Origin of the sequence: Streptomyces sp. NPDC101178 (genome assembly GCF_044767965.1) — a bacterium.
Taxonomy (GTDB): domain Bacteria; phylum Actinomycetota; class Actinomycetes; order Streptomycetales; family Streptomycetaceae; genus Streptomyces.
In genome coordinates, this window is the sequence record NZ_JBIWOZ010000001.1 from 572268 (window position 1) to 597775 (window position 25508).

Consider the following 25508-nt stretch of genomic DNA (forward strand, 5'->3'; position numbering starts at 1 on the left):
CCCATCTTGCCTGACGTCCATCCCTGGGTGGTAACCCGTCCAGGGATGGACGGGTCCCGGCCCCGGGAGCAGCCGTTACGCGCTGTGCTGCCGGGCCGCCTGGGCCGCTTCCTTCCGGCGCAGGACGAACAGCGCGCCGCCGCCGATCACGAGGAAGCCGACGGCGAGGGCGGCGATCATCGGGGTGGTGCTGGAGCCGCCGGTGGCCGCGAGGTCGCCCTCCAGGCCGGAGGTGGTGGTGCCGGTCGGGGCAGGGAGGGGATCGCGGGCGGTCTGGGTGTTGATCCCGGTGTCCTCGTCGGCCGGCAGGTCCTTCTCGGCCGCGGCGACGCTGCCGCTGGTGGCGCAGTCCAGCACGCCGGTGAAGTTCTTCCGGAGACCGCCGGGTCCGGTGATGGTGAAGTCGTACGCCTGGTCCTCGGCCACCGGGATCGTCACCGTCTCGGTTCCTCCGGCGGCCACGGTGTGCTCGGCGCCGCCCAGCTCGAAGGTGAAGGGCTCGTCGCCCTGGTTGGCCGCGGTGATGTCGACGCCGCCGGCCACGCAGTTCTTCCGGGCGGTGAGCGCCAGGGCGGCGCCCGTCTTCGCCCACGTGGCGGTGGCCCGTGCGGAGACCGTGGACTCGCTGGAGCCGGCCAGGATCTGGGTCTGGGTGCGGGTGGTCCCGGCGAAGGCGCGGCCGACCGGCACGGAGGTGGTGGTCTGGACCCCCAGCGAGGCGGAGCCGTCGGCGCTGCCTTCCGGTACGTCGAAGTAGAGGCGGGCGCCGTCGGTGGCGGCGGTGACGGGCGTGCCCTTCTCGTCGGTCACCTTGATGCCGCTCGCCGCCGCGTCCACCGGGGGCGAGACGGAGACCTGGTCGGCGTCCGTACGGACGGTCACCGGACCCAGCCGCTCCCCGGCCCGGCCGGAGACCGCCGCGGGCTCCAGCGTCAGGGACGCCCGGGGCTCGGCGACGTTGCGCGCGCTCTTCTGCAGCCAGTCGGCGAGCTTCTCGGCCTGCCGGTCCGACGCCGTGACGTCGGCGCCGTCCGAGTAGCGCCAGATGGCGACCTGGGTGCCCGCGGCGGCGGTCCTCTCGGTGAGCGGCCCGGTGCCCGCCGCCTCGGCCAGCGCGGCGAGGTCGTCGACCTGCGGATAGGAGTGCTGGAGGATCCACCGGATCTTCCCGGCGTTCCGGTTGGCGCCGAGCGAGGTCTCGGCCCACGGGGTCTCCAGGTACTTAGCCTGGTCCTGGGTGGGGTTGTGGAGGTCGATGCAGTACGTCTTGAGCTTGCCGCCGCCGTCCACGGTCATCTCGAAGAGCCCGGCGGGCAGCTCCTGCGTCACGTCGGGGGCGCCGTTCTCGCCCGGCATGCGGAGCACGGCGCTGTCGAACGTCTTCAGCCCGTCGAGCACCGCGGCCGCGCCGCCCTGGTGCCGGGCGGGGTCGTCGGCGGCCGCGGTGCCGGTCCCGGCGAGGGTGGCCGCCGTGACGAGACCGGAGAGCAGCAGCGCGGTCACCGGGCGGAGGAAGCCCCGGCCTCGTCGTAGCCGCCCGGTCCCGGAGGCCTCCCCGGCCCGCGACGCTCTGCCACGGACGGTGTGCACCGCCTTCGCGTCGGACGGCGAAGCGGACACTGAAGGCGCAGAAAACACAGAATTCCCCTCCGGGCGGGACCCTCGCGCGTGGTGCGCGTGTGGGGAATGCCCCGCCAGCAGACTCAAGTGACCCATGAGCTCTGGGAATCCTAAGGACCGGGCGAACCACCGTCCCCCGTACTGCCCCCGGCCAACCATTCCGAATCGGAATCGTTATCGCCGGGCCGCCCCTGCGACCAGCCCTTTCAGGACACGGCCACCTTTTCGGCGGCTCGTTCCGACAGGGCCCGTGACGCGCCGGAACCATCGTCCGACTCTCCGTCAGCTCTGCGGTGCGAGGCCGCCGTCAGCGCCGGTTCGGTCCTGACGACCCGGCGGAAGGCGGCGGTCCCGCGGCTCAGGTCGTGGCCGACCGTGACCGCCTCGACGTCGACGAACGTCCGCCGCCCACCGTCCCGTTCCTCCTCGCGGACCTTCAACCGGCCGTGCACCAGCAGGGGTTCCCCGATCGCCACCGAGGCGGCCAGGTTGGCCGCGAGCGTCCGCCAGGCCCACACCGTGTAGAAGCTGGTGGGCCCGTCCGTCCAGAGCTGCGTCTCACGGTCCCGGCGCCTCGGGGTCACGGCGAAGCGAAAGCGTGCCATTCCCCCGGTGGCCGTCTCGCGGAACTCCACCGCCGTAGCGGCGTTTCCCACCAGCGTCACCATCGTCTCGTTCATTTCCCGCCCCGTTTCGGCCGTACCGCTCGATTCCGTCGTTCTGTCGTTCCGTCCACCGGCTTACCGATGTACGGACTTCATGGTGGACGCCGGAAGCGAATCCCGCCGGAGCCTGTGGACTACTGGCCGGTTGTGGAAAACTCCGTCACCGCCACGTACCGCTCGCGCACCTCCCGGTACCGCGCCAGCTCCGCCGAGACGGGGTCCAGGACCCTGGCCCGGCCGCACCCGGCCGCCGCCTCGCGCAGCCGTCGTTCGGCGTCCTGCCCGTAACGCCGGGCGGGGCCGCGGATCGCCGCCGCGCAGGACCACTCCACCAGCGGCCCGCCGACGACTCCGGCCAGCATGATCAGGGCCGGGGTGACGAGCCCCGGCTCCAGGACCCCGACGATCTGGCCGAGCAGCCAGAGGCCGCCGAAGACCTGGAGCAGCGTCATGGACACCTGGGCCAGCACCGCGGCGGGCCACCACTTGGGCCGGGGCGGTTTGGCCGGCCGCCCGCCGAGCGCCACGCCGGTCGCGGGACCCCGCCCGACCGACGTACCGACCGGCCCGGAACCACCGGAAGCACCGGAACTACCGGAAGCCTCGGATTTCTCGGACGCCCTGGACCCTGGGGATCCCTTGGACCCCTTGGACGCCCTGGATCCCTTGGAGGAACCGCCTCCCGCAGCCGCCTTCGCCGCCAGCTCGTCCAGCGCCTCCGGCAGCCCCTTCGCCCCGTTGAAGGCGGCCTCGCGCACGGCCTGCGCCCAGGGCGCGGGCAGCCCGTCGGCGGCATCGTCGGCGACGATCCGGACCGCCTGCTCGACCCGCTGCCGGGCGGTCGGCTCCTCCTCCGGCGGGGCGAGCGCCTGGCCCATCCGGTCCAGGCTGCCCGGCAGCCCCCGGGACTCGTACCAGCGCCACAGCCGCAGCCACGGCGTCCCGCACGCCCGCCCCGCGTTCCGGCGCCACTCCCGCTCGGCCGCCTGGCCGGCGGCCGCAGCACCGACCGCCTCGGCCAGCCGGTCGGTGAACTCCTCCCGGGCCCGCTCCCCCAGTCCCGGCCGCCCCTCCGCCACGTACACCGGACGCAGCCGCGCCGCGGCCGCGTCCACGTCGGCGGAGAGCCGCCGGGTGGCGGCCGTGCGGTCCTGGACGAACCGGCCGACCATCTCCCGCAGTTCGGGCACCCCGTCGCCGGTCAGCGCGGACAGGGACATGACGGTGGCGCCGGGTTCGCCGTGCTCGCCCAGCGCCATGCCGTCCTCGTCCAGGAGCCGGCGCAGATCGTCGAGCACGAGGTCGGCGGCCTCGCCGGGCAGCCGGTCGATCTGGTTGAGGACGACGAAGGTGACCTCCGCGTGCCCGGCCAGCGGGCGCAGATAGCGCTCGTGGAGGGCGGCGTCCGCGTACTTCTCCGGGTCCACCACCCAGATCACCGCGTCGACCAGCGCCAGCACCCGGTCCACCTGATCGCGGTGGGCGGTCGCGGCGGAGTCGTGGTCGGGCAGGTCGACCAGGACGAGCCCCTGGAGCGCCTCGTCGAACGCGGCGGGCCCGGGGTGCGGCCTGCGGCGGAGGCGGCCGGGGATCGCGAGGCGGTCGAGCAGGCCCGCCGCCCCGTCGGTCCAGCTGCACGCGATGGGCTGGGAGGTGGTGGGGCGGCGCAGCCCGGTGTCGGAGATCTGGGCCCCGGCGAGCGCGTTGAACAATGTCGACTTCCCGCTCCCGGTGGCCCCCGCGATGGCGACGACCGTGTGCCGCGAGGAGAGCCGCTGCCGGGCGGCGGCCTCGTCCAGTACGCGTCCGGCCTCGGCGAGGGTGTCCCGGTCGAGCCGGGCCCGGGAGAGGCCGACGAGTTCGCGCAGGGCGTCGAGCCGGGTCGGGAGAGGGCCGCCGGAGGACCCGTACGCCTCGACCTGAGGCCGTACGTCGTCATCCTCGGGAGCGCAACCGGCGGAGCCCGCGTCCGTACGGGAATCGGCGCGTCCGGGCGTACTGGTACCGGACGTGCCGGTTCCGGAATCGCCGCTCACGGGCGCACCGCTCCGCGCGTCGACCGCCGCGGCACGCCGTGCGATGAGCCCGTCGTCCCAGCGCCCGGCGTCCTCCTTGCCGGAAGAGCCCGGGGCTTTTGGAGCCTCCTTCTCCGTCAGCTCCCCCGCCCTCGCCGTGCCGTTGCCTTGGTCCTCGTCCGTGACGGCAGTCATCGCTGCCACCTCTCCTTCTGCAGTACGGAAAGCGCGGCGATCAGCGCGGCCTGCGGCTCGGGAGCGACGTCGAGCGCGTCGAGCGGCGCGAGGCGGCGGTCGCGTTCGCCGCCGAGTACCTGGTCCAGATAGGTCGTCAGCAGTTGGCCGCCCTTGTCGCGCAGGCGCAGCGCGCCCTGGGCCCCGATGCGTTCGGCGAGCTGCTCGCCGGCCGTACGGGCCCGCCGGCCGCCGAGCAGGGCCGCCGCCAGCAGGGCGGCGACGGTCTCGGGGTCGGGCGCCACGCTGCGTTCCAGCTGCCGCACCTCCTCCTCGGCGAGCTCCTCCAGGACCCGCCGCCACCGCCGTACGGCCACGGCGATCCGCCCCTCGACATCCTCGGCGGGCCCCCACCCGCCGGCCTCCCGCCCGGCGCTCTCGAACCGGAACACTCCGGCGGCGGGCTCGCGGCTCCACCGCGTACGGATCTGCGCGTCGGCGGCGGAGACGGAGCACTGGAGGAGGGCGATGAGGCTGTCCACCAGGGCTTCGAGGAGTTCGCCGGGGGCGCTGTAGAGGGGGTAGCCGCGCCACCGGGTCCGCGCGTCACCGGAGAGGACCGCTCCGCTCTGGAGCCAGCGCCGGATGCGGGCCGCCTCCTTGCCGTACGCGTCCTCGACCACGCCGGTGAGCCGTACGGAGGCGGCGTACTGCGCGGCGACGGCCGACGCCAGTTCGGGCATCCGTACGTTCAGCGATTCGATGAGCCCGGAGGCCGTACGTCCCACCGCCTGCTGCCGCGCGGCGGGGTCCTGGGCCCGGTGGGTGAGCCAGGCGCGCAGCGGGGCGACGGCGGTGGTCGGGAGCAGCCCGCTGCCGCCGCCGGCGGACTCGGGGAGTTCGGGGATGGTGAAGCGCGGTACGTCCCCGAGTCCGGCGCGGGTCAGGAGCGCCGCGTACTGCCGGGAGACCTCGGCGATCACCTGGTGGGGCACCCGGTCGAGGACGGTGACGAGGGCCGCGTCGTACTCCTTTGCCGTACGCAGCAGATGCCAGGGCACCGCGTCGGCGTACCGGGACGCCGTGGTGACCATGACCCAGACGTCGGCGGCACAGATGAGTTCGGCGGCCAGGACCCGGTTGCGGACGACGAGGGAGTCGATGTCGGGGGCGTCGAGGATGGCGAGCCCGCGCGGCAGGCTGACGGCGGTCTCCACGCGCAGCACGTTCGCGTCGTCGTGCGCACCGGCCCCGAGGTCGTCGAGCCCGTCGGGGTCCCGGGCCTGGCCCGGCGGCAGCCAGATCCGGGTGAGCTGCGGAAGCACCCGTACGCCCGCGAACCAGTGGTGGTCGTCGGGATGACAGACCAGCACGGGTGTCCGCGTGGTGGGCCGCAGCACCCCGGCCTCGCTGACCCTGCACCCGACGAGCGAGTTGACCAGCGTGGACTTCCCGGCCCCGGTGGATCCGCCGATCACGGCGAGCAGCGGGGCCTCGGGGTCCTTGAGCCGGGGCAGGAGGTAGTCGTCGAGCTGCGCGAGGAGTTCGACCCTCGTCTGCCGGGCGCGTTCGGCCCCCGGCAGCGGGAGTGGAAGACGCACGGCGGCGACACGGTCGCGCAGGGCGGAAAGTGCGTCGATGAGCTGAGGCCGTACGTCCATGGTCACCACATGCGAAGAATGCCCAATTTTGGCGCCCTTTTGAAGCTTATAGACCCCTCTGCGCGGCGGTTCCACTCTCCGGACAGCGTTCGGCAGGGCTGGAAAGGAGTCGGGACGGAGTCCGGACAAGAGGGATGAGTGGGGCACAGGCATAACGAGTGCACAACACCCGGGCCGCATGGCGCGAAAAGCTATGCACGATCCGTACTCACCTGCGATTATCGGTTCGCTTCACCGAACCTCCACATCGTGCCACGCAGGTGAAGCAACCGGGTCCAGGCGATCGGAGCCCTATCCTTGTCCCGGCACGGCCACGGAACCACCCGATCAGGGCTCCCGGCCCCCGTAGCTCAGTGGATAGAGCAGGCGCCTTCTAAGCGCTTGGCCGCAGGTTCGAGTCCTGCCGGGGGCGCACCGACCGCACGACCGTGAGGCCCTCCGCACCGGAGGGCCTTTTCGCTGGTCGGGGCAGATTAACGGGGAGTGGGGTAGTGGCGGCGTAAGGGAAGATCCCGGACCTGGCCCCGGCAGACCGAGCGCCTTCGCGCATCCAGGAAAAAGGCCATTCCGGTTGAGGAATGGGCAGATGCCGGATCATTCTTGCGGGCCTGGCCCTGAGCTCCCCGTCCCGTGATGTTTCCGGCCGGCGCGATTACGCCTTCCACTGGGCGCTGGTGGATGTGGAGACGTCCGGCTTCATCGCGCGGCGGGACCGGGTGCTGTCGGTCGCGGTGGTGACCATCGGTCCGGACGGCGAGCAGACCGGGGAGTTCTCGACCCTGCTGAATCCGGGGTGCGATCCGGGGCCGGTGCATGTGCACGGGCTGACCGCCGAGCGGCTGCCGGGGGCGCCGGCCTTCGAGCAGGTGGCGGGGCGGATAGGGGCGCTGCTGCGGGACCGGGTCCTGGTGGCCCACAACGCCCAGTTCGACTGGAACTTCCTGGCGCACGGGTTCGCGCGGGCCCGCCTGTATCTGCCGGTCTCCCAGCGGCTGTGCACCCTCGCCCTCAACCGGCAGGTGGACCCGTGGCGGCCGTCCCGGCCCCGCGCCGACCGGCAGCGACGCCGACGGGCCGCCCGCCGGCCGGGCGGCGGGTCCTCGTACTCGGCGGCACCCATCCCGCCGCGACCGCCGCGCGTACCAGGGTCGTCGCGCTGGGCGGTTCCGCCGCCATCGACCTCTCACCGACGGCCCCGCCGAACAGACGATCGCCGTCGGCCTCGCCTCGCTCCCGCCCGACTCCCGCAAGGTGGCCGTCGCGGCCGAGCTCCGGCTCGTGGACCGCTTCCTCGGAACGGACGACGACGCGCCTTCCTGCCTCTGGTCGCAGAGGGATCCGCTGACGGGGAAGTCGGCGTTGCTCGGCCGGATGGCACAGCACCTCTGGTCGTCGCCGAAGTTCGACGTCGTGGGCCACCGCCGCCGCCACCACCACCACCAGATCCTCGCCCACACGCGCGGTGAGGCGGTCGAAGGTCGTCACCTCTTCACGTAGGAGCCGGGTTCGCCGGGCGCATCCACGGTGGGAGCAGGGGAAGGGGCGTGCCCGGCACGGAGGAGGCCCCCCGTACGCACCCCGGTGCCGGAACACCAGCCCCGTCCACCCCGTCCCTCTCCCTAAGCGGAATCCGTCGCACAGGAGTGGTGGGCCGACGAAACGTTCGGTACGGGAGGACGTTCAGGGCGGCGCGAGAACGGGCAAATCGATCCTGTACGGCCCCAGGCGGAATCCCGCCGCCGGGTGTCCGCCGCCTCTCCGCAAACCCGTTCGGGCGAGCGCAACTTCGTTGCGCCGTCCGGCATCCGAGCCTGCCCGCCACCCCTCGAACAACCCTGCGAACCCCTGTACCACCTGGAAAGGAGCACCACGATGGCGACGCCTCTGTCCGCCGACAAGCTGCTCAAAGCCCTCCGCGCCGAAGGCCTCCACGTCGTCGAGCACCGGAGCTGGCGTACGAACAACCGGAATCACAAGGGACCCTGGGGTCCGACGCACGGCGTCATGATCCATCACACCGTCACATCGGGCACCGCCTCCTCCGTCGAGCTCTGCTACAACGGCCACTCCGCCCTCCCCGGCCCCCTCTGCCACGGCGTGATCGCCAAGGACGGGACCGTCCATCTCGTCGGGAACGGGCGCGCCAACCACGCCGGGCTCGGCGACGACGACGTCCTGCGGGCCGTCATCGCGGAGAAGGCCCTGCCGCCGGACAACGAGGCCAACACCGATGGCAACCGGTACTTCTACGGCTTCGAGTGCGTCAACCTCGGGGATGGGAAAGATCCCTGGCCGGCCGCCCAGCTGCTGGCGATCGAGCGGGCCGCCGCGGCCGTCTGCCGGGCGCACGGGTGGGGCGAGCGGTCGGTGATCGGGCACCTGGAGTGGCAGCCGGGCAAGGTCGATCCGCGGGGCTTCACCATGAGCTCGATGCGTTCCAGGATCGGCAAGCGGCTGGACGGTGCGCCGGACGGGCCCGCCGAACCGCCGCCGAAACCCACGTACGAACCGTTCCCCGGAGCCTCGTTCTTCAAGGCCGGCCGCAGCAGCCCGATCATCACCGCCATGGGCAGGCGCCTGGTGGCCGAGGGGTGCGGGCGGTACACGGTGGGGCCGGGTCCGGCCTGGTCAACGGCGGACCGGAACTCGTACGCGGCCTGGCAGCGCAAGCTCGGCTACACCGGCACCGGCGCCGACGGCATCCCGGGCAAGACCAGCTGGGACCGGCTCAGGGTGCCCAACGTGTGAGCCGGTGCGGGCGGGTCGGCTACAGCGCGACGGCCAGCAGGACGCAGGCCACCAGCACCAAGGCGGTGCGGATCTGGTGGAAGGTGTTCCACCGCGGCTCGAACGCCCGGCGGGCGGCGCTGTCGTCGCCGCCCTCCGACGCGGCGAGCGCGTTGTTGAGCGGGATGTTCCCGGCGATCGTGACCAGGTGACCGGCGATCACGCAGACGAGCGCCGCCACGAGCGCCGGGCCCGCCACCCCGTCGAGCTCGCCGAGTCCGGTGAGGAGCGCGGCGGCGGGCAGGACGACCACGCCGAGGAAGAGGACGAGGAAGAGCGGCCCGGGGACCTTCTCGTTGAAGCGGCGCATCGCCGCCGTGAACTGCTCGTCCGTCAGTTCGGCGAGGCCGGGCATGATCGCGATCAGGAACGTCAGCATGATGCCCGCGTAGAGGCCGGTGACGATCACGGAGAGCACCAGGAGCAGGGAGGCCATGGCGGACATCATGACCGGTGACAGCGGTTCGCACAGCCCGATTTCGTGTGAGTGTGCGAACGCCGCTGTCTCTCCGCTCAGCCGATCTCGCCCTCGGCCTCGTCTCCGCCGTCCGCCGGCTCGGTCCCGTTCCTGAGCGCCTCCGCCTGGCCGATCGCCGTCGCCAGCTTCCGTACGGAATCGTCCTCGGTCTCGTCCGCCAGCTTCGCGGCCCGTGAGGCGAGTTCGCGCAGTGCGGGCGTGCCGGGCAGGTCGCCGCCGCGCAGGGTGTCGGCGAAGTAGGCCGCCACGGCTGCCACCTGGAGCCGCTGCGAGTCGCCGCCCCACAGCGTGCCGTCGATCGTGCCGGTCCGCACCGAGCCGCTCTCCTCGTACGCCTTGCGGGTCTTGGGGTCGAGCCAGCGCACCGTCGCCTCGGCCACCTCGCCGGAGGCTCCTTCGCGCAGCCGTACGGCGTAGAGCGCGGTCACCGTGTGGCCGGGGCCGACCTCGCCGCCGTCGACGCTGTCGTCGCGGAAGTCCTCGTCGGCGACCTTGCGGTTCTCGTAGCCGACCAGCCGGAACTGCTTGACGTTCCTGCGGTCGAAGGCGACCTGGGCCTTGGCGTCGCGCGCCCGGAGTTCGATGTGGGCGGGCAGCTGGTCGACGAAGACCTTGCGGGCCTGCTCCTCGTCGCCGACGTACGTGGTGTGGCCGTCGCCCCGGTTGGTGAGCCGCTCCATGAACGCGTCGCCGTAGTCGCTGCCGACGCCGACGCCGAAGAGGGTGATGCCGTACTCGCGGCGGGCGGAGTCGATCCGTTCCAGGATGTTGTCGGCGTTGGTGTCGCCGGTGTTGGCCAGCGCGTCGGAGAGCAGCACCACCCGGTTGTTCACGCCCTTGCGGTGGCCCTTGACGGACTCCTCGTAACCGCGCATGATCCCCGCCTCCACGTTGGTGGACTGGGCCGGTTCCATGGCCTCCACCGCATCCCGGATCTTGTTCCGGTTGCCCTTGAGGCGGGTCATCGGCAGCCGGGTCTCGGCCTCGTCGCTGAAGGTGACCAGGGAGACGGAGTCGTCGTCGCGCAGCTCGTCGGTCAGGATGTTCAGGGACTTCTGGACCAGTCCGAGGCGGCCTTCGCCTGCCATGGAGCCGGAGATGTCGACGACGAACGTGAGCGAGGCGGGCGGGCGTCCGCTGCTCGGCGGGGCGGCCTTGGTGGCCAGACCGACGCGGAGCAGCGACCAGTCGGATGGACCGGAGCCGCCGGGGATCCGGGCTCCGTCCACCGTGACGGAGAAGCCGTTGCCCTTCGGGCGCTCGTACCCCTGCTTGAAGCTGTTGACGAACTCCTCGGGCCGTACGTCCACCGGGTCGGGCAGCCTGCCGTCGCCGAGGGTGGAGCGCGCGTAGCCGTAGCTGGCGGTGTCGACGTCCAGGGCGAAGGTGGAGAGGTAGTCAGGGGCGGCGAGGTCCGGGGCGGCCTTGTCGCCGTTCGCCTCGGACGGCCGGCCCTGGTCCGGTGCCACCGCGTCGGGGGCGCCCTTCCCGTCCCCGGTCGTGCCCTGCGGGGGGCGTGCGCCGGAGCGCTTGTCGGCGGCGGTGCCGTCCGAAGCCCCGGAGCCGCCGCACGCGGTGAGCACCATCCCGGCGGCGAGCAGGAGCGCCACCGCCCCCGCCCGGCGCCCCGCCCGGCGCCCCGCTCGGCGCCCTGCCCGGACCTCTGTCGTCCGCTTGTCGTTCCGCTGGTCCATCCGTAACCCCCCACGTCATCACGGTGTCTCCGACACCTGTGAATGTGACGTACGAAGCCGTCCGTCGGAGTCGACGAAAGCGTTGCGGAACCATCTCGATGCGGCAACAGGGGCCCGGCAGGAGCCCGGTGGAGCGCCTTCGCGGTCGGCAAACCGATGGAACATCAGGTTCAGGACACGATGTCCTTACGACTGAACCCGCGGAACGCGAGAGCGAACAGGATCAGCGCGTACGTCACCGAGATCGCCGCCCCCTTGATCATGCCGCCCCACTCCAGCTCCGGCTGGAGCGCGTCGGCCCACGCGAACTGCCAGTGCGCGGGCAGGAAGTCGCGCCAGGAACCGAGCGCGGTGACCGCGTCGAGCACATTGCCGACGATGGTGAGGCCGACCGCGCCGCCGACCGCGCCGAGCGGGGCGTCCGTCTTCGTGGAGAGCCAGAACGCCAGCCCGGCGGTGACGAGTTGGGAGACGAAGATGAACGCCACGACGAGCGCGAGGCGCGGGATGGTGTCCCCGGCCGCCAGCGCGCCCCCGGTCGGCAGTTTCAGCGGCCCCCACCCGTAGGCCGCCGTGCCCGCCGCCAGCGCGACGAGCGGCAGCAGCACCATCGCGGCGAGGCTGAAGCCGAGCGCGACGACGAGCTTGGACCACAGCAGCCGTACGCGCGGTACGGGCGCGGCGAGCAGGTAGCGCAGGGACGACCAGCTCGCCTCGGAGGCGACGGTGTCCCCGCAGAACAGGGCCACCGGGATCACCAGCAGGAAGCCCGCCGAGACGAACAGGGACGTGGCGGCGAAGTTCGCGGCGGACTCGGTCGCCACGTCCATCAGGTTGATCCGGCCGCCGCCCCGGCCTCCACCGCCGCCGTCCTCGCCGTCCGGCGTGCCGCCGATCGCGAAGGCGATGATCAGGATGAAGGGCAGGGCGGTGAGGATTCCGCCCATGAGCAGGGTGCGGCGGCGGCGCAGCTGGCGCATGGCCTCGACGCGGAGCGGGAGCGTGCGCCCGGCGCGGTAGCCGGCGGCCTCCGGGTGCTCGGGCGCCACCTCGGCCTCGGGTGGCTGTACGGCGGCGCTCATGCTGCTCCTCCGGAGATCAGGGTGAGGAAGGCGTCCTCCAGGCGGCGGTGCGGGCCGACGCCGGTGACCGGGACGTCGAGCCGGACGAGGTCGGCGACGAGGCGCGAGGTGGTGGCCCCGTCCAGGCGGACCAGGAGGCCGCGCCCGTCGTCGGTGCGGACGGCGGAGCCGATGCCGGGCAGGGTGGCGACCTTCTCCGCGAGCGGCTCGGACACCTCCTCGGCCGTGGTCACCAGGATCATGTCGCCGGAACCGGTGATCTCGGCGACCGGTCCGGCCTGCACGAGCCGGCCCCGGTCCATGACGACGAGGTGGGTGCAGGACTGCTCGACCTCGGAGAGCAGGTGGCTGGAGACGATGACGGTCCGGCCCCCGGCCGCGTAACGGATCATCACGTCACGCATCTCGCGGATCTGCGGCGGGTCAAGACCGTTGGTTGGCTCGTCCAGGATGAGCAGATCCGGCATGCCGAGCATGGCCTGCGCGATGGCGAGCCGCTGCCGCATGCCCTGGGAGTACGTCCGTACGGCACGGGCGAGCGCGTCGCCGAGGCCCGCGATCTCCAGAGCCTCCTCGATGTGGGCGTCCTCGGCGGGGCGGCCGGTGGCCTGCCAGTACAGGTCCAGGTTGGCGCGCCCGGAGAGGTGCGGCAGGAAGCCCGCGCCCTCGACGAAGGCGCCCACGCGGGAGAGGACCGGGGCACCGGGCCGGATGGCCTGCCCGAAGACGCGGATCTCGCCCTCGTCGGGGGTGATCAGCCCCATGAGCATGCGCAGCGTGGTCGTCTTGCCCGCGCCGTTGGGGCCGAGCAGCCCGAGGACCTGGCCCTTCTCGACGCGGAAGGACAGCTCGCGCACGGCGTAGCGGTCGACGGACTTCGCGTACTTCTTCGAGAGCCCGGTGATCTGGAGCGGTACGTCGGCGAGTTCGGGGTCCGGTGCGGGCGTGGCGGTCCGGCGGCGGGCGGTGATCAGGAGCGCCGCCGCGATGACGAGGGCGGCGGCCGGGAGGCCCCAGGTCCACCACGGGAGGGTGGCGGCGGCGGTCCTGACGGCGGGTGCGGTGGGGACGGTGAGCGGTCCGTCGGCCGTCACGGTGTAGGTCGCGGGCTCGGCGGGGGACGCGTAACCGAGGTCGGTCGCGGAGAAGACGAGCCGCATCCGGTGCCCGGCGTCGAACTCGTGGTCCACGGCCGGCAGCGCCAGCTCGACCGGCTTGCCCTGCTGGTCGGGCGTGATCCGGTAGGGGGCGACGAGCTGGGAGGGCAGCACCTGCTGGCGGCCGTCCGGTGACACGTCGTACACCTTGCCGAAGAGGACCGCGTCGCGGCCCTCGGTCGCCTTGACGTTCACGCGGACGGTGGGGGTGCCGGTGACGCGTACGGAGGTGTCCAGCGGGGCCGACTCGAAGCGGCCGAACTGCCCGGGGAAGTCGAGCGAGAGGCCGACGCCGAGCGAGGAGAGCTGGGAGAGGCCGCCGCCGATGCCGGGGACGGCGGAGATGGCGGGCGGGGCGGAGCCGGCGGGGTTGCGGAAGGTCTTCGTCCCCTCCCCGAGCGGGATCTCGCGGCCGCCGCTGCGCAGCCCCGGGTAGGTGTCGCTGCTCGCGCCGCGCTTGAGGGCGGCGCCGTCGGTGGAGTCGATGCCTCCGGTACGGGTGACGCGGAAGGCGGGCCCGGTGTCGGTGCCGGTCTCCTCCTTCAGGTACCGGTCGAACCAGGAGCCGACGCGCCCCTCGACCCGGCTCGTCTCGTTGTCGCCGCCGTCGTGGCCGCCGGAGATCCAGTCGACGGAGACGGGCGCGCCGTTGGCACTGATCGCCTTCTGCATGGCGTCGGCCTGGCCGAGCGGGAAGAGCGAGTCGGACTGTCCCTGGAGGAGGAGCGAGGGCACCGTGATGCGGTCGGCGACGGCGGAGGGCGAACGCTCGGTGAGCAGCTTCGTCGCGGCCGCGTCGGGCTTGCCGCTGACGGCGACCCGCTCGTACATCTCGCAGAGCTGCTTCTCGAACTTCTCGCAGCCACCGCCGGTGGTGATGAAGATCCCGGCCCAGAGCTTCTTGAAGACGCCGTCGGGGAAGAGGGCGTCGGCCAGGTTCCAGTAGGTGATCACGGGCGCGATGGCGTCGACGCGCCGGTCGTGCCCGGCGGCGAGCAGGGAGACGGCCCCGCCGTAGGAGGCGCCGGTGAGGCCGACGCGGGGGTCGCCCTTCGCGTCCAGCTCGACCTCGGGCCGCTGCGCCAGCCAGTCGATGAGCCCGGAGACGTCCTTGACCTCGTGGTCGGGGTCGTTGAGGGAGATCTCTCCGCCGGACTTCCCGAACCCGCGCGCCGACCAGGTCAGCACCGCGTACCCGTCGGCGGCCAGCTTCTCGGCCTGGGCCCGCACGTCGTTCTTGCTGCCGCCGAAGCCGTGGCCGATGAGCACGGCGGGCCGCTTACCGGAACCTCCGGCGGTGAAGTACGAGGTGTCGATCGGCACCCCGCCCGGCCGCAGTATCCGGTCCTCGCGCTGCACTGCGGGCGGGCCGTCATCGGCGACGGCGGTCCAGGTGCCGCCGCCCACCAGCACGGCGAGCACGGCGACGGCCGCGGCCCACCGGGCAGGGGTGCGGGGCAGCAGGCGCCGCCATCGAACAGTAGGGGTCTCCATCCCTCGACCCTAAACGGAGGACGCAACCCGGTTGAGTGCCGCCAGGGGGAGGTGGGCAGCCTCCCTGAGAGGTACGGTGCGCCCTTCCCGTACTCCGGACGCGGTACGGCCCTTATCCCGGCCGAAGGCCATTGCGGACATTGGCCGCGCAACGGCCGTGACGGACCCGACTACTCCCCGGCTCCTACCGGCCGCGGCGCGGCGAGGTCCAGCGGCGTCTCCGCCGGCAGCAGCGCGGCGGCCTTCTCCCGCTCCCCCGCACGTACCGCCGCGTGCACCTCTCGGGCGAGCGGGGTGACGTCGCGTACGGAGACGGTCCACTCGTCCGCGTACCGCCGGGACGCCTCCCCGCTCAGCCCCAGCTGGAGGGAGCGGTACGGGAGCGGGTTCAGGTCAAGGTCGCGTTCGGGGTCCCACTGGACGCGGGCGGGGGCGGTGCGCAGGCTCTGCTTCCAGGACGCCTCGTAGGGGTGCACATCGCGTACGTGGTGGGAGAGTTCGGCGTGCGCGAGGGCCCACTCCAGACCGCTCCGGTCGATCTCGACGGCGAGGACGACCTCCTGGCCCTCCTTGGTGCCCCAGCCGCAGCGGTACATCATCCACAGGAAGCTGGGCTTGATCCACGTCATCCGGTCCCGCTTCCACTGGGCGGGGAACCTCCCGTCGCGCGCGGCGGGGAGCCCGATGGCGGGCCGGTACGCCTGGTAGACGGTGACCGTGGTGGCGGTGTGCAGCGCGCGGATCTCGTAACGGGGCGGGAGGGGCGGGGTGTTCATACGCCCCAGGATGGGGGACACGGCCGCGCCCGGGCATCCGGATTTCGCCGGAGGCCCGGGCGCGGCCGGTGGTCGGTCAGTGGTTGCGCGGGAAGCCCAGGTCGACGCCGGCCGGGGCGTCCGCCGGGTCCGGCCAGCGGGTGGTGACGACCTTGCCGCGGGTGTAGAAGTGCACGCCGTCGTTGCCGTAGATGTGGTGGTCGCCGAAGAGCGAGTCCTTCCAGCCGCCGAAGGAGTGGTAGCCCACCGGGACCGGGATCGGCACGTTGACGCCGACCATGCCGGCCTCGACCTCCAGCTGGAAGCGGCGGGCCGCGCCGCCGTCGCGGGTGAAGATCGCGGTTCCGTTGCCGAACGGCGAGGCGTTCATGAGGGCGACGCCGTCCTCGTACGTGTCCACGCGGAGCACGCACAGGACCGGGCCGAAGATCTCGTCCTTGTACGCGTCGGAGTCGGTGGAGACCTTGTCCAGGAGCGAGAGGCCGATCCAGTGGCCGTCCTCGAAGCCCTCCACCGTGTGGCCCGTGCCGTCGAGGACGACCTCCGCGCCCTGGGCGGCGGCGCCCGTGACGTACGAGGCGACCTTGTCGCGGTGGGCGGCGGTGATCAGGGGGCCCATCTCTGAGGCGGGGTCGTTGCCGGGGCCGATCGTGATCTTCTCGGCGCGCTCGCGGATCTTGGCGACCAGCTCGTCGCCGATCGCGCCGACCGCGACGACCGCCGAGATCGCCATGCAGCGCTCACCGGCGGAGCCGTACGCCGCCGAGACCGCCGCGTCGGCGGCCGCGTCCAGGTCGGCGTCCGGGAGGACGAGCATGTGGTTCTTCGCGCCGCCGAGCGCCTGGACGCGCTTGCCGTTGGCGGAGGCGGTGGCGTGGATGTAGCGGGCGATGGGGGTGGAGCCGACGAAGGAGACCGCCGCCACGTCGGGGTGGTTCAGGAGGCCGTCCACCGCGGTCTTGTCACCGTGCAGGACGTTCAGGACGCCGTCCGGAAGGCCCGCCTCCGACGCCAGCTCGGCCAGCAGGTTGGCCGCCGACGGGTCCTTCTCGCTCGGCTTCAGCACGAACGTGTTGCCGCACGCGATGGCGAGGGGGAACATCCACATCGGCACCATGGCCGGGAAGTTGAACGGCGTGATGCCCGCGACCACGCCGAGCGACTGGCGGATGGACGAGACGTCGACCCGGCTGGAGACCTGGGTGGAGAGCTCGCCCTTGAGCTGCGTGGTGATCCCGCACGCCAGCTCGACGATCTCCAGACCGCGGGCGACCTCGCCGAGCGCGTCCGAGTGCACCTTGCCGTGCTCGGCGGTGATCAGCGCGGCGATGTCGTCGCGGTGGGCGTCGAGCAGCGCGCGGTAGCGGAAGAGGACCGTGGTGCGCTGGGCGAGCGAGGAGGTGCCCCAGGTGGCGTACGCGGCCTTCGCGGCCGCCACCGCCGCGTCGACCTCCTCCACCGAGGCCAGCGCCACCTGCGTGGTGACCTGGCCGGTGGCCGGGTCGGTGACCGGACCGTACTGGCCCGACGTGCCCTCCACTGTCTTGCCGCCGATCCAGTGGTTGACGGTCTTCGTCATGACGTACTCCTTCAGGCTTCAGGCAGGCGTGGGGGCCGGTTCAGGCGGTCAGGCAGGCCTTCACAGGTGGCGGCGTCGGGCGGCGACCTGCCGGTCGTACTCCTCCCGGGCCGTGACCGCCGCCGGACGGCTAGCGGTTTCGGCTACCGGAACATCCCACCACGCCTGTGCCGGAGGGGGGCCCGACACTGTGTCGGGCGTTTCGGTCTCGACGTAGACACAAGTGGGGCCCTCGGCGTCGCGGGCCTCGGAGAGGGCTTTGCGCAGGTCGTCGACGGTGGCGGCGCGCAGGACCGGCATGCCGAGGGAGGCCGCGTTGGCCGCGAGATCGACCGGGAGCGGCGGGCCGGTGAAGCCACCGCCGGCGTCGCGGTGGCGGTAGGCCGTGCCGAAGCGCTCGCCGCCGACCGCCTCGGAGAGGCCGCCGATGGAGGCGTACCCGTGGTTCTGGAGGATCAGGAGTCTGAGGGGGAGGTTCTCCTGGACGGCGGTGACGATCTCGGTGGGGTTCATCAGGTACGTACCGTCGCCGACCAGGGCCCAGACGGGGCGGCCCTCACGACTCTGGGCCCGGGTCGCGAGCAGGACGCCGATCGCGGCCGGGATCTCGTAGCCCATGCAGGAGTAGCCGTACTCCACGTGGTACTGGTCGCGGGAGCGGGTGCGCCAGAGCTTGTGCAGGTCGCCGGGGAGCGAGCCGGCGGCGTTGATGAGGATGTCCTCCTCGGTGACCAGCGCGTCGAGCAGGCCGAGGACCTGGGTCTGGGTGGGGCGCGCGGTGGGGTCGGGGGTGGTGAAGGACGCCTCGACCTGTTGCTCCCACGCCTCCTTCGCGCCGGTGTACTCCGTCTCGTACGCCGGGTCGATCCGGTAGCCCCGTGCGGCGAGCGCGCTGGTGAGCGCCTCCAGGCCGGTGCGGGCGTCGGCGACCAGCGGGAGGGCGGCCAGCTTGTGGGCGTCGGAGCCGGTGATGTTGAGGTTGAGGAAGCGGACGTCCGGGTGGGCGAAGAGGGTGCCGGAGGCGGTGGTGAAGTCCGTGTACCGGGTGCCGACGCCGATCACCAGGTCGGCGGTGCGGGCCAGTTCGTCGGCGGTGGCGGTGCCGGTGTGGCCGATACCGCCGACGTCCGCCGGGTGGTCGTGGCGCAGAGCCCCTTTGCCCGCCTGTGTGGAGGCGACCGGGATGCGGGTGGCGGCGGTGAAGGCGGCGAGCGTCTCCTCGGCTCCGCTGTGACGGACCCCGCCGCCGGCGACGATCAGCGGGCGGCGGGCCGAGCGCACCGCCCGTACCGCCGCTTCCAGTTCGGCCGTGTCGGGCGCCTGCCTGCGGACCCGCCAGACCCGCTCGGCGAAGAACTCCTCCGGCCAGTCGTACGCCTCCGCCTGCACGTCCTGCGGCAGTGCGAGGGTGACCGCGCCCGTCTCGGCGGGATCGGCGAGGACCCGCATCGCCTGGAGGGCCGCCGGAATGAGCGCTTCCGGGCGGGTGATCCGGTCGAAGTAGCGCGAGACGGGGCGCAGGCAGTCGTTGACCGACACGTCACCGGCGTACGGGACTTCGAGTTGTTGCAGTACGGGGTCGGCGGGCCGGGTCGCGAAGGTGTCGCCGGGGAGGAGGAGGACGGGCAGGTGGTTGACGGTGGCGAGGGCGGCGCCGGTGACGAGGTTGGTGGCGCCCGGGCCGATGGAGGTGGTGACCGCGTGCGCGGAGAGCCGGCCGGACTGGCGCGCGTATCCCACGGCCGCGTGCACCATGGCCTGTTCGTTGCGGCCCTGGAGATACGGCATGCGGTACGCGGTCCGGTTCCCGTTGCCGTCGCCGTTCCGCGTCCCATTGCCGTTCCGCGTCCCGTAGCCGTCGCCGTTCGGCGTCCCGTAGCCGTCGCCGTTCCGTGTCCCGTTGCCCGCTCCGTTGCCCGCCTCCACGAGCGCCTGTCCGATGCCTGCGACGTTGCCGTGGCCGAAGATGCCCCAGGTGGCGCTGATCAGACGGTGACGGCGGCCGTCGCGCTCGGTGTACTGCCGGGCGAGGAAGGCGACCAGGGCCTGAGCGGTGGTCAGGCGGCGATTGGGGGGCGCGGTCGTGGAACGGCTGCTCGCGGGGGTCTCGGGGCTTGCTCCGTCGGTGGGGATCGCGGGACTCGTCGGGCTCAACCTGTTACCTCCGGGCCGGGCGACGGATGCGCCGTGTCCGGGCGGGCCGTCTGCGGATGCGCCGTGTACAGCGGCAGTCTGGCGTCGACCGGCGCGTCCCGCCAGGTGTCGCGGATCCATCGGTGGTCCGGATGGTCGCGGATCAGCCAGGCCCGCTCCTCCCCCGGCCCCGCCATGACGTTCAGGTAGTAGAGCGTGCGGCCGGGCGGGGCGATGGACGGGCCGTGCCAGCCGTCGGGGATGAGGACCGCGTCGCCGGTGCCGACCTCGGCGAGAACCTCCGTACCGCCTGCGCGCGACGGCGAGACCCGGTGGTAGCCGAGGCCGCCGCCCTCCACCTCGAAGTAGTAGATCTCCTCCAGCTCGCACTCCTCGCCCGGCACGTGCTCGTCGTGCTTGTGCGGCGGGTAGGAGGACCAGTTGGAGCCGGGTGTGAGGACCTCGACGGCGATCAGGCGGTCGCAGTCGAAGGTGTCGGCTGCGGCGAAGTTGTTGACCTGGCGCGAGCAGCTGCCGGTGCCGCGCAGCTCGACGGGTACCTCCGGCGCGGGGCCGTAGCGAGCGGGGAGTCGTCGCTCGCACTTCGCTCCTGCCAGGGCGAAGCGGCCTCCTGCGCCGGAGGCGATCTGTGCTCGGTCGTCGCGCGGCACGTAGGCGAAATCACTCACCCCGCTGAACACGCTTTCCCGGCCCAGCAGTTCAAAGGTCTCCCCTGCCGTACGCACCGTACAGGCACCGGCCAACGGCAGGACGATCCATTCGCACTCCCCGGTGACCAGCGTATGAACTCCGCCCGGCTCCAGTTCGAGAACACGGAGACCGGACCGGTCCCATCCGGCCATTTCCGGATCGATGTCCAGGACATAGGGCCCACGCGCGGCGGTGCCTGCGGGCAGATGGTGGCGCGGCGCGGCGGGCGGAGCGCCTCCACTGCGGTGCCCGTGGTGTTCGTGGTGCGTTTCCATGGCCCCTCCCTACCCGGCTACAGCAGCGATACGGCGGTGTCGACGGCTCCCGCCACGTCCCCGTCGACCGGGTAGAGCAGCGAACGCCCCACGACCAGCCCCCGCACCGTCGGCAGCCGCAGCGCCTCGCGCCACTTCCCGTACGCGCCGTCCAGGTCGTCGCCCACCTCACCGCCGAGGAGGACGGCGGGCAGCGTGGAGGTCTCCATGACCTGCGCCATGTCGTCAGGATGCTCGGTGACGGGGACCTTGAGCCAGGTGTACGCGGAGGTCCCGGCCAAACCCGAGGCGATGGCGATGGACGTGGCGACGGCGGTGGCGCCGAGGTCGTTGCGGAGGCGGCCGTCGACGCGCCGGCAGAGGAACGGCTCGACGAAGACCGGCAGCCGGTGCGCGGCCATGGCGTCGATGGTGCGGGCGGCGGCGTGCAGGGTGTCGAGCGAACCAGGGTCCTCGTGGTCGATGCGGAGCAGCAGCTTCCCGGCGTCGAACCCGTGGCGGACCAGGTCCTCGGGGCGGTGTCCGGTGAACCGGTCGTCCAGCTCGAAGGCCGCGCCGGCGAGCCCGCCCCGGTTCATGGAGCCCATGACCACCTTGTCCTCCAGGGCGCCGAGGAGGAGCAGGTCGTCCAGGACGTCGGCGGAGGCGAGGACGCCGTCGACGCCGGGCCGGGAGAGGGCGAGGCAGAGCCGCTGGAGGAGCTCGGACCGGTTGGCCATGGCGAGCGCCCGGTCCCCGACGGCGAGGGCGCCGCGTGCGGGGTGGTCGGCGGCGATGATCATCAGCCGGCCGGGGTGGGTGGTGCGGTCGCGGTCGGTGGGGGTGCCTGCCGTACGGAGCAGAGGCCTCCGCTTCCGTCGCGCGGCGGCTTCGGCCACCGCTTCGGGGCGCTCGGCGCGGAGCCGGACCAGTTCGCGGAGGGAGGCCGCGGCAGGGGTCATGAGGCTGCTCCGGAGGGCCCGGTCGCGCTGTCCGCCGCCACGGCTCCCGCCGCGAGGGCCCGCTCCACCTCGTCCGGGAACGGCATCGCGGAGGAGCAGGCGAGGCGGGAGGCGACGATGGCCCCGGCGGCGTTCGCGTACCGCATGATCCGGGCGATGTCCCAGCCGGCCAGCAGCCCGTGGCAGAGCGCCCCGCCGAACGCGTCCCCGGCGCCGAGCCCGTTGACGACCTCCACCGGCAGCGGTGGCACATCGGCGGTGGAGCCGTCGCGGCGGGCGGCGAGAACGCCCTTCGGCCCCTGCTTGACGACGGCCAGCTCCACGCCGGCGGCGAGCAGGGCGCGGGCGGCGGCGTGCGGTTCGCGTTCGCCGGTCGCGATCTCGCACTCGTCGATGTTGCCGACGGCGACGGTGGCGTGGGCGAGGGCCTCCCGGTAGCGGGCGGGCGCGACCGAGCTGTGGTCGCCGCCGTCCCAGAACATGGGCCGCCAGTCGAGGTCGAACACGGTCGCGGTACGAGTCGCCCGGGCCGGGCTCTCGCCGCGCGCTCGGAGGGCCGCCAGCGTCGCGGCCCGGCTGGGCTCGGCGCTCAGCCCCGTACCGGTCATCCAGAAGATCCGCGCGTCGCGCACCGCGTCCAGGTCGAGTTCCGGCGGGTGGATCTCCAGATCGGGCGCCTTGGGCTGCCGGTAGAAGTAGAGCGGGAAGTCGTCCGGCGGGAAGATCTCGCAGAAGGTCACCGGCGTCGGATACTCCGCGACCTCCGTCACCCACCGGTCATCCACGCCGAACCCCCGGAGCTCCTGGTGGAGGTACTCCCCGAACGCGTCCCGGCCGGTCCGGGTGATCAGCGCCGTACGCCGTCCCAGCCGCGCCGCCGCCACCGCCACGTTCGCCGGGGAGCCGCCGAGGAACTTGCCGAACGTCTCCACCCGGGCGAGCGGCACGCCGATGTCCAGCGGGTAGATGTCCACCCCGATCCGCCCCATGGTGATCACGTCGTACGGCTCAGGCATACCCATCCCTTCGACCCACGGCACGACCCACCGGCGCCGCTCACCGACGCGGCGCATCGGCACGGCCCATCAGCACCACGCACCGGCACGACCCACCGGCGGCCGGCTGATCCCAGGTCAGGTCTAGCCCTCTCCCCGGAGCCCTGTCAACATTTTGTCCGGACATTCGGACGAACTCTTGACACTCGTCCGTGCGGGCCACGACGCTGGGCGATATGACCCCCTCCGCACCCTCTTCGGCCCGCATCCGTATCGGCTCGGCACCCGACTCATGGGGTGTGTGGTTCCCCGACGACCCGCGGCAGGTGCCTTGGCAGCGCTTCCTGGACGAGGTGGCCGAGGCCGGGTACACGTGGATCGAGCTCGGTCCGTACGGCTATCTGCCCACGGATCCGGCCCGGTTGACGGACGAGACGCGCAGCCGTGGGCTGACCGTCTCCGCCGGCACCGTCTTCACCGGGTTGCACCACGGCCCCGGCGTCTGGGACCGGACCTGGGCGCATGTCGCGGACATCGCCGAGCTGACCCGGGCCATGGGCGCCGAACACCTGGTCGTCATCCCCTCCTTCTGGCGCGACGACAGGACGGGCGAGGTGCTGGAGGAGCGCACGCTCACGCCCGCGCAGTGGCGTGACCTGACGACCCAGACGGAACGGCTCGGCCGGGAGGTCCGGGAGCGCTACGGGCTCCGCATCGTCGTCCACCCGCACGCGGACACCCATATCGACGGCGAGGAGAACGTCAACCGCTTCCTCGACGCCACCGACCCCTCCTTGGTCTCGCTCTGCCTGGACACCGGGCACTACGCCTACTGCGGCGGCGACAGCGTCAAGCTCATCGAGACCTACGGGGAGCGCATCGGCTACCTCCACCTCAAGCAGGTCGACCCCGAGATCCTGGCGGCCGTGGTGGCGGACGAGGTCCCGTTCGGCCCGGCCGTGGCGCGCGGCGTGATGTGCGAACCGCCCGGTGGCGTGCCCGCCCTGGAGCCGGTCCTGGACGCGGCGCGCGCTCTGGACGTCGACCTGTTCGCGATCGTGGAGCAGGACATGTACCCGTGCGATCCGGACAAGCCGCTCCCGATCGCGCGCCGCACCCGCGAGTTCCTCCGCTCCTGCGGACGGCCCTGACGTCGTACGGAGTGGCGGGGAAGCCTGGCGGAGCCCGGCGGCCGCCGGGTCACACCCCCGTACGCCCGTCGATGCGCTCGCGGATCAGGTCGGCGTGCCCGCAGTGGCGCGCGTACTCGCCGATCATGTGCGTGTAGATCCAGCGGAGCGTCACCTCGCCGCCCATGAACGGGCTGGTGTCGTCGAGCGCCCGGCCCGCACAGTTCTCCCGAGCCCGCCGGATCTCGCCCTGCCACACCGCCACCGCGCTCTCGTACGAGGCGTCCTCGGCCAGCTCGAACCCCCCGTCATGGCCTTCACCGCCGCCCCCGCTCCCGTCCGCCGGGGCGAACAGCCGCTCCACGTCCTCCTGCACGAGGACCCGCCGGAACCAGTTCCGCTCGACGGCCGCCGCGTGCTGGACCAGGCCGAGCAACGTCATCGCCGAGGGTGGAGCGGATGCCTCACGGAGTCGCTCCTCGGGCAACTCCGCGCACTTCTGGGCCAGAGTGGCACGGTAGAAGTCGAGCCAGCTCTCCAACGAGGTGCGCTCGTCGGCGACCGGCGGGGGCATCGAACGCTCGGAAGTACTCATGGTCACCATCGTGGCATCCGGGTCCGACATCGCCCGGCAGTACGTCGCCCGCCCGCGCCAGGACGTCCGGCGACCCGATGACGGCGTCGAAGTCCACCTCGATCCGTTCGGTGTCGGCGACGGCCGGCAAGGAATGGACCGCGCGTATCGCCTCGCTCGGATCCGCGGTGGTGAGGACGCCAGCAGCAAGGGAGTTACTCACCTCGGCACCTTGGGCCAGCAGGCGTACGACTCGACACGGCATTTACTGTTCGCCCCTTCTGTCACACCAGTAACTGTTTCGCCACACATATCTCCGTTACACGCGTTTTCCGTCACAGGCGCACAACAGCCCCACCCTGCCTGCCGTCCGTGGTCGTTCAACCGAGCGCAGGCTGCGTGATCATGAGGGCAGAACCGGCCCTCAGAACAGAGCAGCGCAGAGAGGTGTCACGGATGACGGACAGAACACTCTGGTCCTACAAGGACATTGCCGCGCACATCCAGGTCCAGCCGGACACCGTCCGTTCCTACCGCAAACACGGTCTCCTCCCCCCGCCCGACCAGGTCAAGAACGGAAAGCCCTACTGGTACGGCGACACCGTCCGCGCCTGGGTCGCCTCCCGCCCCCGCAACCGCGGCCGCTGAACCCGGTCCCGCCCCCAGTCCCGACCCCGCCCCCGGTCCCGGTGCCGCTCTACTGCCGGGCCTCCCTCCTGAACAGCGCCGTCCAGAGAAAGGACTCACCGAAGACCGGGGAGCCAGGCGCCTCGTCGCACATGCGGCGCAGCTCGGTCTCCGTCAGGTCCGCGGCCGAGAAAATACCGCGCAACTCCTCGGCGGTGTAGGCGAGTCCGCCGCCCAGACTCCCCTGCCGGTAGAGCTCCGCGTCCGGCAGCTCGGAGCCCATGCCGCCCTCTCCGGCCACGAAGCAGGTGAGCGCGAAATGGCCGCCGGGGGCGAGGCAGCGGTCGAGGAGTGCGAGGTAGCTGATCCGCCGGTGGGGCGGCAGGTGGTGGAAGCACCCGGAGTCGTAGATCAGGTCGTACGGGCCCGCCGCCTCCGCCCCCTCCGCTGTCAGGACGAAGGCGTCACCGCAGTGGAACCGGGCCCCGGCTCCCGGCACTTCGGCGCGCTCCCCGGCCCAGGCGATCGCCGCCGGGGAGAGGTCGATCGCGGTGACGTCGAAGCCGCGTGAGGCCAGCGCGTGCGCGTTGCGCCCGGGACCGCAGCCGAGTTCGAGCGCGCGGCCCGGGGGGACCAGTCCCCGGTCGACGTACGAGACGAGGCTCTCGTCGGGCTTCTCCGCGAAGAACGGCACCGGCTTCGCGCGGTCCTCGTAGAAGCCGTCCCACCACGAGGCGGCGTCGGAGGTCCAGCGGTGCGCTTCAGGCGCGAACAGGCCGTCCAAAAGCGTCAGTACGTCGTCCGCCGTGCGGATGTTCCGGTCCATCCGGTCCCCTTTCCTCATGCGCCAATTTTAGGGATCGACCGGAAGAAAGCCCAGGTCACAGCTGGTTTGGCGATCGCTCTGGGGGCTGCCGGGCAGGCTGCGGCGGGGTCGGTG

The 25508-nt window shown here is 72.4% G+C and carries 20 protein-coding genes, 1 tRNA gene and 1 pseudogene; 6 read left to right on the forward strand and 16 right to left on the reverse strand.

The features are described from left to right. Positions 1-75 precede the first annotated feature (75 nt). The 4 genes from ACIRR8_RS02500 to ACIRR8_RS02515 all read right to left on the reverse strand — a co-directional run bounded on the left by ACIRR8_RS02500 (position 76) and on the right by ACIRR8_RS02515 (position 6135). A complete protein-coding gene (locus tag ACIRR8_RS02500) occupies positions 76-1638 on the reverse strand; it encodes a Cys-Gln thioester bond-forming surface protein (RefSeq protein WP_404058088.1) in 1563 nt (520 codons plus the stop codon). Between the two features lie 188 nt (positions 1639-1826). After that, positions 1827-2300, reverse strand: coding sequence for a single-stranded DNA-binding protein (locus tag ACIRR8_RS02505; protein WP_404058090.1), 474 nt, complete (start codon positions 2298-2300; stop codon positions 1827-1829). Between the two features lie 119 nt (positions 2301-2419). Then, positions 2420-4495 (reverse strand): GTPase, encoded by a 2076-nt coding sequence (locus tag ACIRR8_RS02510; RefSeq protein ID WP_404058092.1) that lies wholly within the window; start codon positions 4493-4495, stop codon positions 2420-2422. Next, complete coding sequence (locus ACIRR8_RS02515) at positions 4492-6135, reverse strand: dynamin family protein (protein ID WP_404058095.1); 1644 nt, start codon at positions 6133-6135, stop codon at positions 4492-4494. The genes ACIRR8_RS02510 and ACIRR8_RS02515 overlap by 4 nt, the downstream gene beginning before the upstream one ends. 339 nt (positions 6136-6474) lie before the next feature. On the opposite strand from ACIRR8_RS02515, the gene ACIRR8_RS02520 reads away from it, so the two are divergent. From ACIRR8_RS02520 to ACIRR8_RS02535, 4 genes and pseudogenes are all read left to right on the forward strand, one after another. Beyond that, positions 6475-6547 (forward strand) — tRNA-Arg (locus ACIRR8_RS02520). Positions 6548-6743: 196 nt separating this feature from the next. After that, a pseudogene (locus tag ACIRR8_RS02525) lies at positions 6744-7163 on the forward strand (exonuclease domain-containing protein); the annotation flags it as partial. Positions 7164-7386: 223 nt separating this feature from the next. Then, positions 7387-7632: a hypothetical protein gene (locus tag ACIRR8_RS02530; RefSeq protein ID WP_404058728.1), complete on the forward strand. Its 246-nt coding sequence runs from the start codon at positions 7387-7389 to the stop codon at positions 7630-7632. A gap of 375 nt (positions 7633-8007) precedes the next feature. Then, a complete protein-coding gene (locus ACIRR8_RS02535; RefSeq protein ID WP_404058097.1) occupies positions 8008-8883 on the forward strand; it encodes a peptidoglycan-binding protein in 876 nt (291 codons plus the stop codon). Positions 8884-8902: 19 nt separating this feature from the next. On the opposite strand, the gene ACIRR8_RS02540 is transcribed toward ACIRR8_RS02535, so the two are convergent. The 10 genes from ACIRR8_RS02540 to iolC all read right to left on the reverse strand — a co-directional run bounded on the left by ACIRR8_RS02540 (position 8903) and on the right by iolC (position 22258). Further along, on the reverse strand, positions 8903-9370 hold the full coding sequence (locus ACIRR8_RS02540; protein WP_404058099.1) for a DUF1772 domain-containing protein: 468 nt from the start codon (positions 9368-9370) through the stop codon (positions 8903-8905). A gap of 65 nt (positions 9371-9435) precedes the next feature. After that, positions 9436-11094, reverse strand: a complete 1659-nt coding sequence (locus ACIRR8_RS02545) for a von Willebrand factor type A domain-containing protein (RefSeq protein ID WP_404058101.1) — start codon at positions 11092-11094, stop codon at positions 9436-9438. A gap of 170 nt (positions 11095-11264) precedes the next feature. Beyond that, complete coding sequence (locus ACIRR8_RS02550; RefSeq protein ID WP_404058103.1) at positions 11265-12176, reverse strand: ABC transporter permease; 912 nt, start codon at positions 12174-12176, stop codon at positions 11265-11267. After that, entirely contained in the window at positions 12173-14827 is a 2655-nt protein-coding gene (locus ACIRR8_RS02555; protein ID WP_404058105.1) for an alpha/beta fold hydrolase, read from the reverse strand. Before ACIRR8_RS02555 ends, ACIRR8_RS02550 begins: the two co-directional genes overlap by 4 nt. Positions 14828-14997: 170 nt before the next feature. Further along, positions 14998-15603, reverse strand: coding sequence for a DUF4291 domain-containing protein (locus tag ACIRR8_RS02560; protein ID WP_404058107.1), 606 nt, complete (start codon positions 15601-15603; stop codon positions 14998-15000). A 76-nt stretch (positions 15604-15679) separates the two neighbouring features. Next, a complete protein-coding gene (locus ACIRR8_RS02565; RefSeq protein WP_404058109.1) occupies positions 15680-17182 on the reverse strand; it encodes a CoA-acylating methylmalonate-semialdehyde dehydrogenase in 1503 nt (500 codons plus the stop codon). A gap of 60 nt (positions 17183-17242) precedes the next feature. Continuing rightward, on the reverse strand, positions 17243-19336 hold the full coding sequence (gene iolD, locus ACIRR8_RS02570; protein ID WP_404058111.1) for a 3D-(3,5/4)-trihydroxycyclohexane-1,2-dione acylhydrolase (decyclizing): 2094 nt from the start codon (positions 19334-19336) through the stop codon (positions 17243-17245). Further along, the gene (gene iolB, locus ACIRR8_RS02575) at positions 19333-20301 is read right to left on the reverse strand and encodes a 5-deoxy-glucuronate isomerase (protein ID WP_404058113.1); all 969 of its coding nucleotides are present in this window, start codon (positions 20299-20301) and stop codon (positions 19333-19335) included. Before iolB ends, iolD begins: the two co-directional genes overlap by 4 nt. 17 nt (positions 20302-20318) lie before the next feature. Beyond that, a complete protein-coding gene (locus tag ACIRR8_RS02580; RefSeq protein ID WP_404058115.1) occupies positions 20319-21242 on the reverse strand; it encodes a deoxyribose-phosphate aldolase in 924 nt (307 codons plus the stop codon). After that, positions 21239-22258 carry a 5-dehydro-2-deoxygluconokinase gene (gene iolC / locus ACIRR8_RS02585; protein ID WP_404058117.1) on the reverse strand — a complete coding sequence of 340 codons (1020 nt, stop codon included), beginning with the start codon at positions 22256-22258 and terminating at the stop codon, positions 21239-21241. Before iolC ends, ACIRR8_RS02580 begins: the two co-directional genes overlap by 4 nt. Before the next feature lie 215 nt (positions 22259-22473). Between iolC and ACIRR8_RS02590 the strand changes: the two genes are divergently transcribed. Further along, complete coding sequence (locus ACIRR8_RS02590; RefSeq protein ID WP_404058119.1) at positions 22474-23388, forward strand: sugar phosphate isomerase/epimerase family protein; 915 nt, start codon at positions 22474-22476, stop codon at positions 23386-23388. 49 nt (positions 23389-23437) lie between these two features. Here ACIRR8_RS02590 and ACIRR8_RS02595 read toward each other — a convergent pair whose 3' ends face one another. Beyond that, complete coding sequence (locus ACIRR8_RS02595) at positions 23438-23962, reverse strand: DinB family protein (RefSeq protein ID WP_404058121.1); 525 nt, start codon at positions 23960-23962, stop codon at positions 23438-23440. Positions 23963-24397: 435 nt separating this feature from the next. On the opposite strand from ACIRR8_RS02595, the gene ACIRR8_RS02600 reads away from it, so the two are divergent. Next, positions 24398-24589: an AlpA family transcriptional regulator gene (locus ACIRR8_RS02600; protein ID WP_010064909.1), complete on the forward strand. Its 192-nt coding sequence runs from the start codon at positions 24398-24400 to the stop codon at positions 24587-24589. Positions 24590-24638: 49 nt separating this feature from the next. Here the strand turns inward: ACIRR8_RS02600 and ACIRR8_RS02605 are convergent, their stop codons facing one another. Next, on the reverse strand, positions 24639-25394 hold the full coding sequence (locus ACIRR8_RS02605) for a class I SAM-dependent methyltransferase (protein WP_404058697.1): 756 nt from the start codon (positions 25392-25394) through the stop codon (positions 24639-24641). Between the last annotated feature and the right edge of the window lie 114 nt (positions 25395-25508).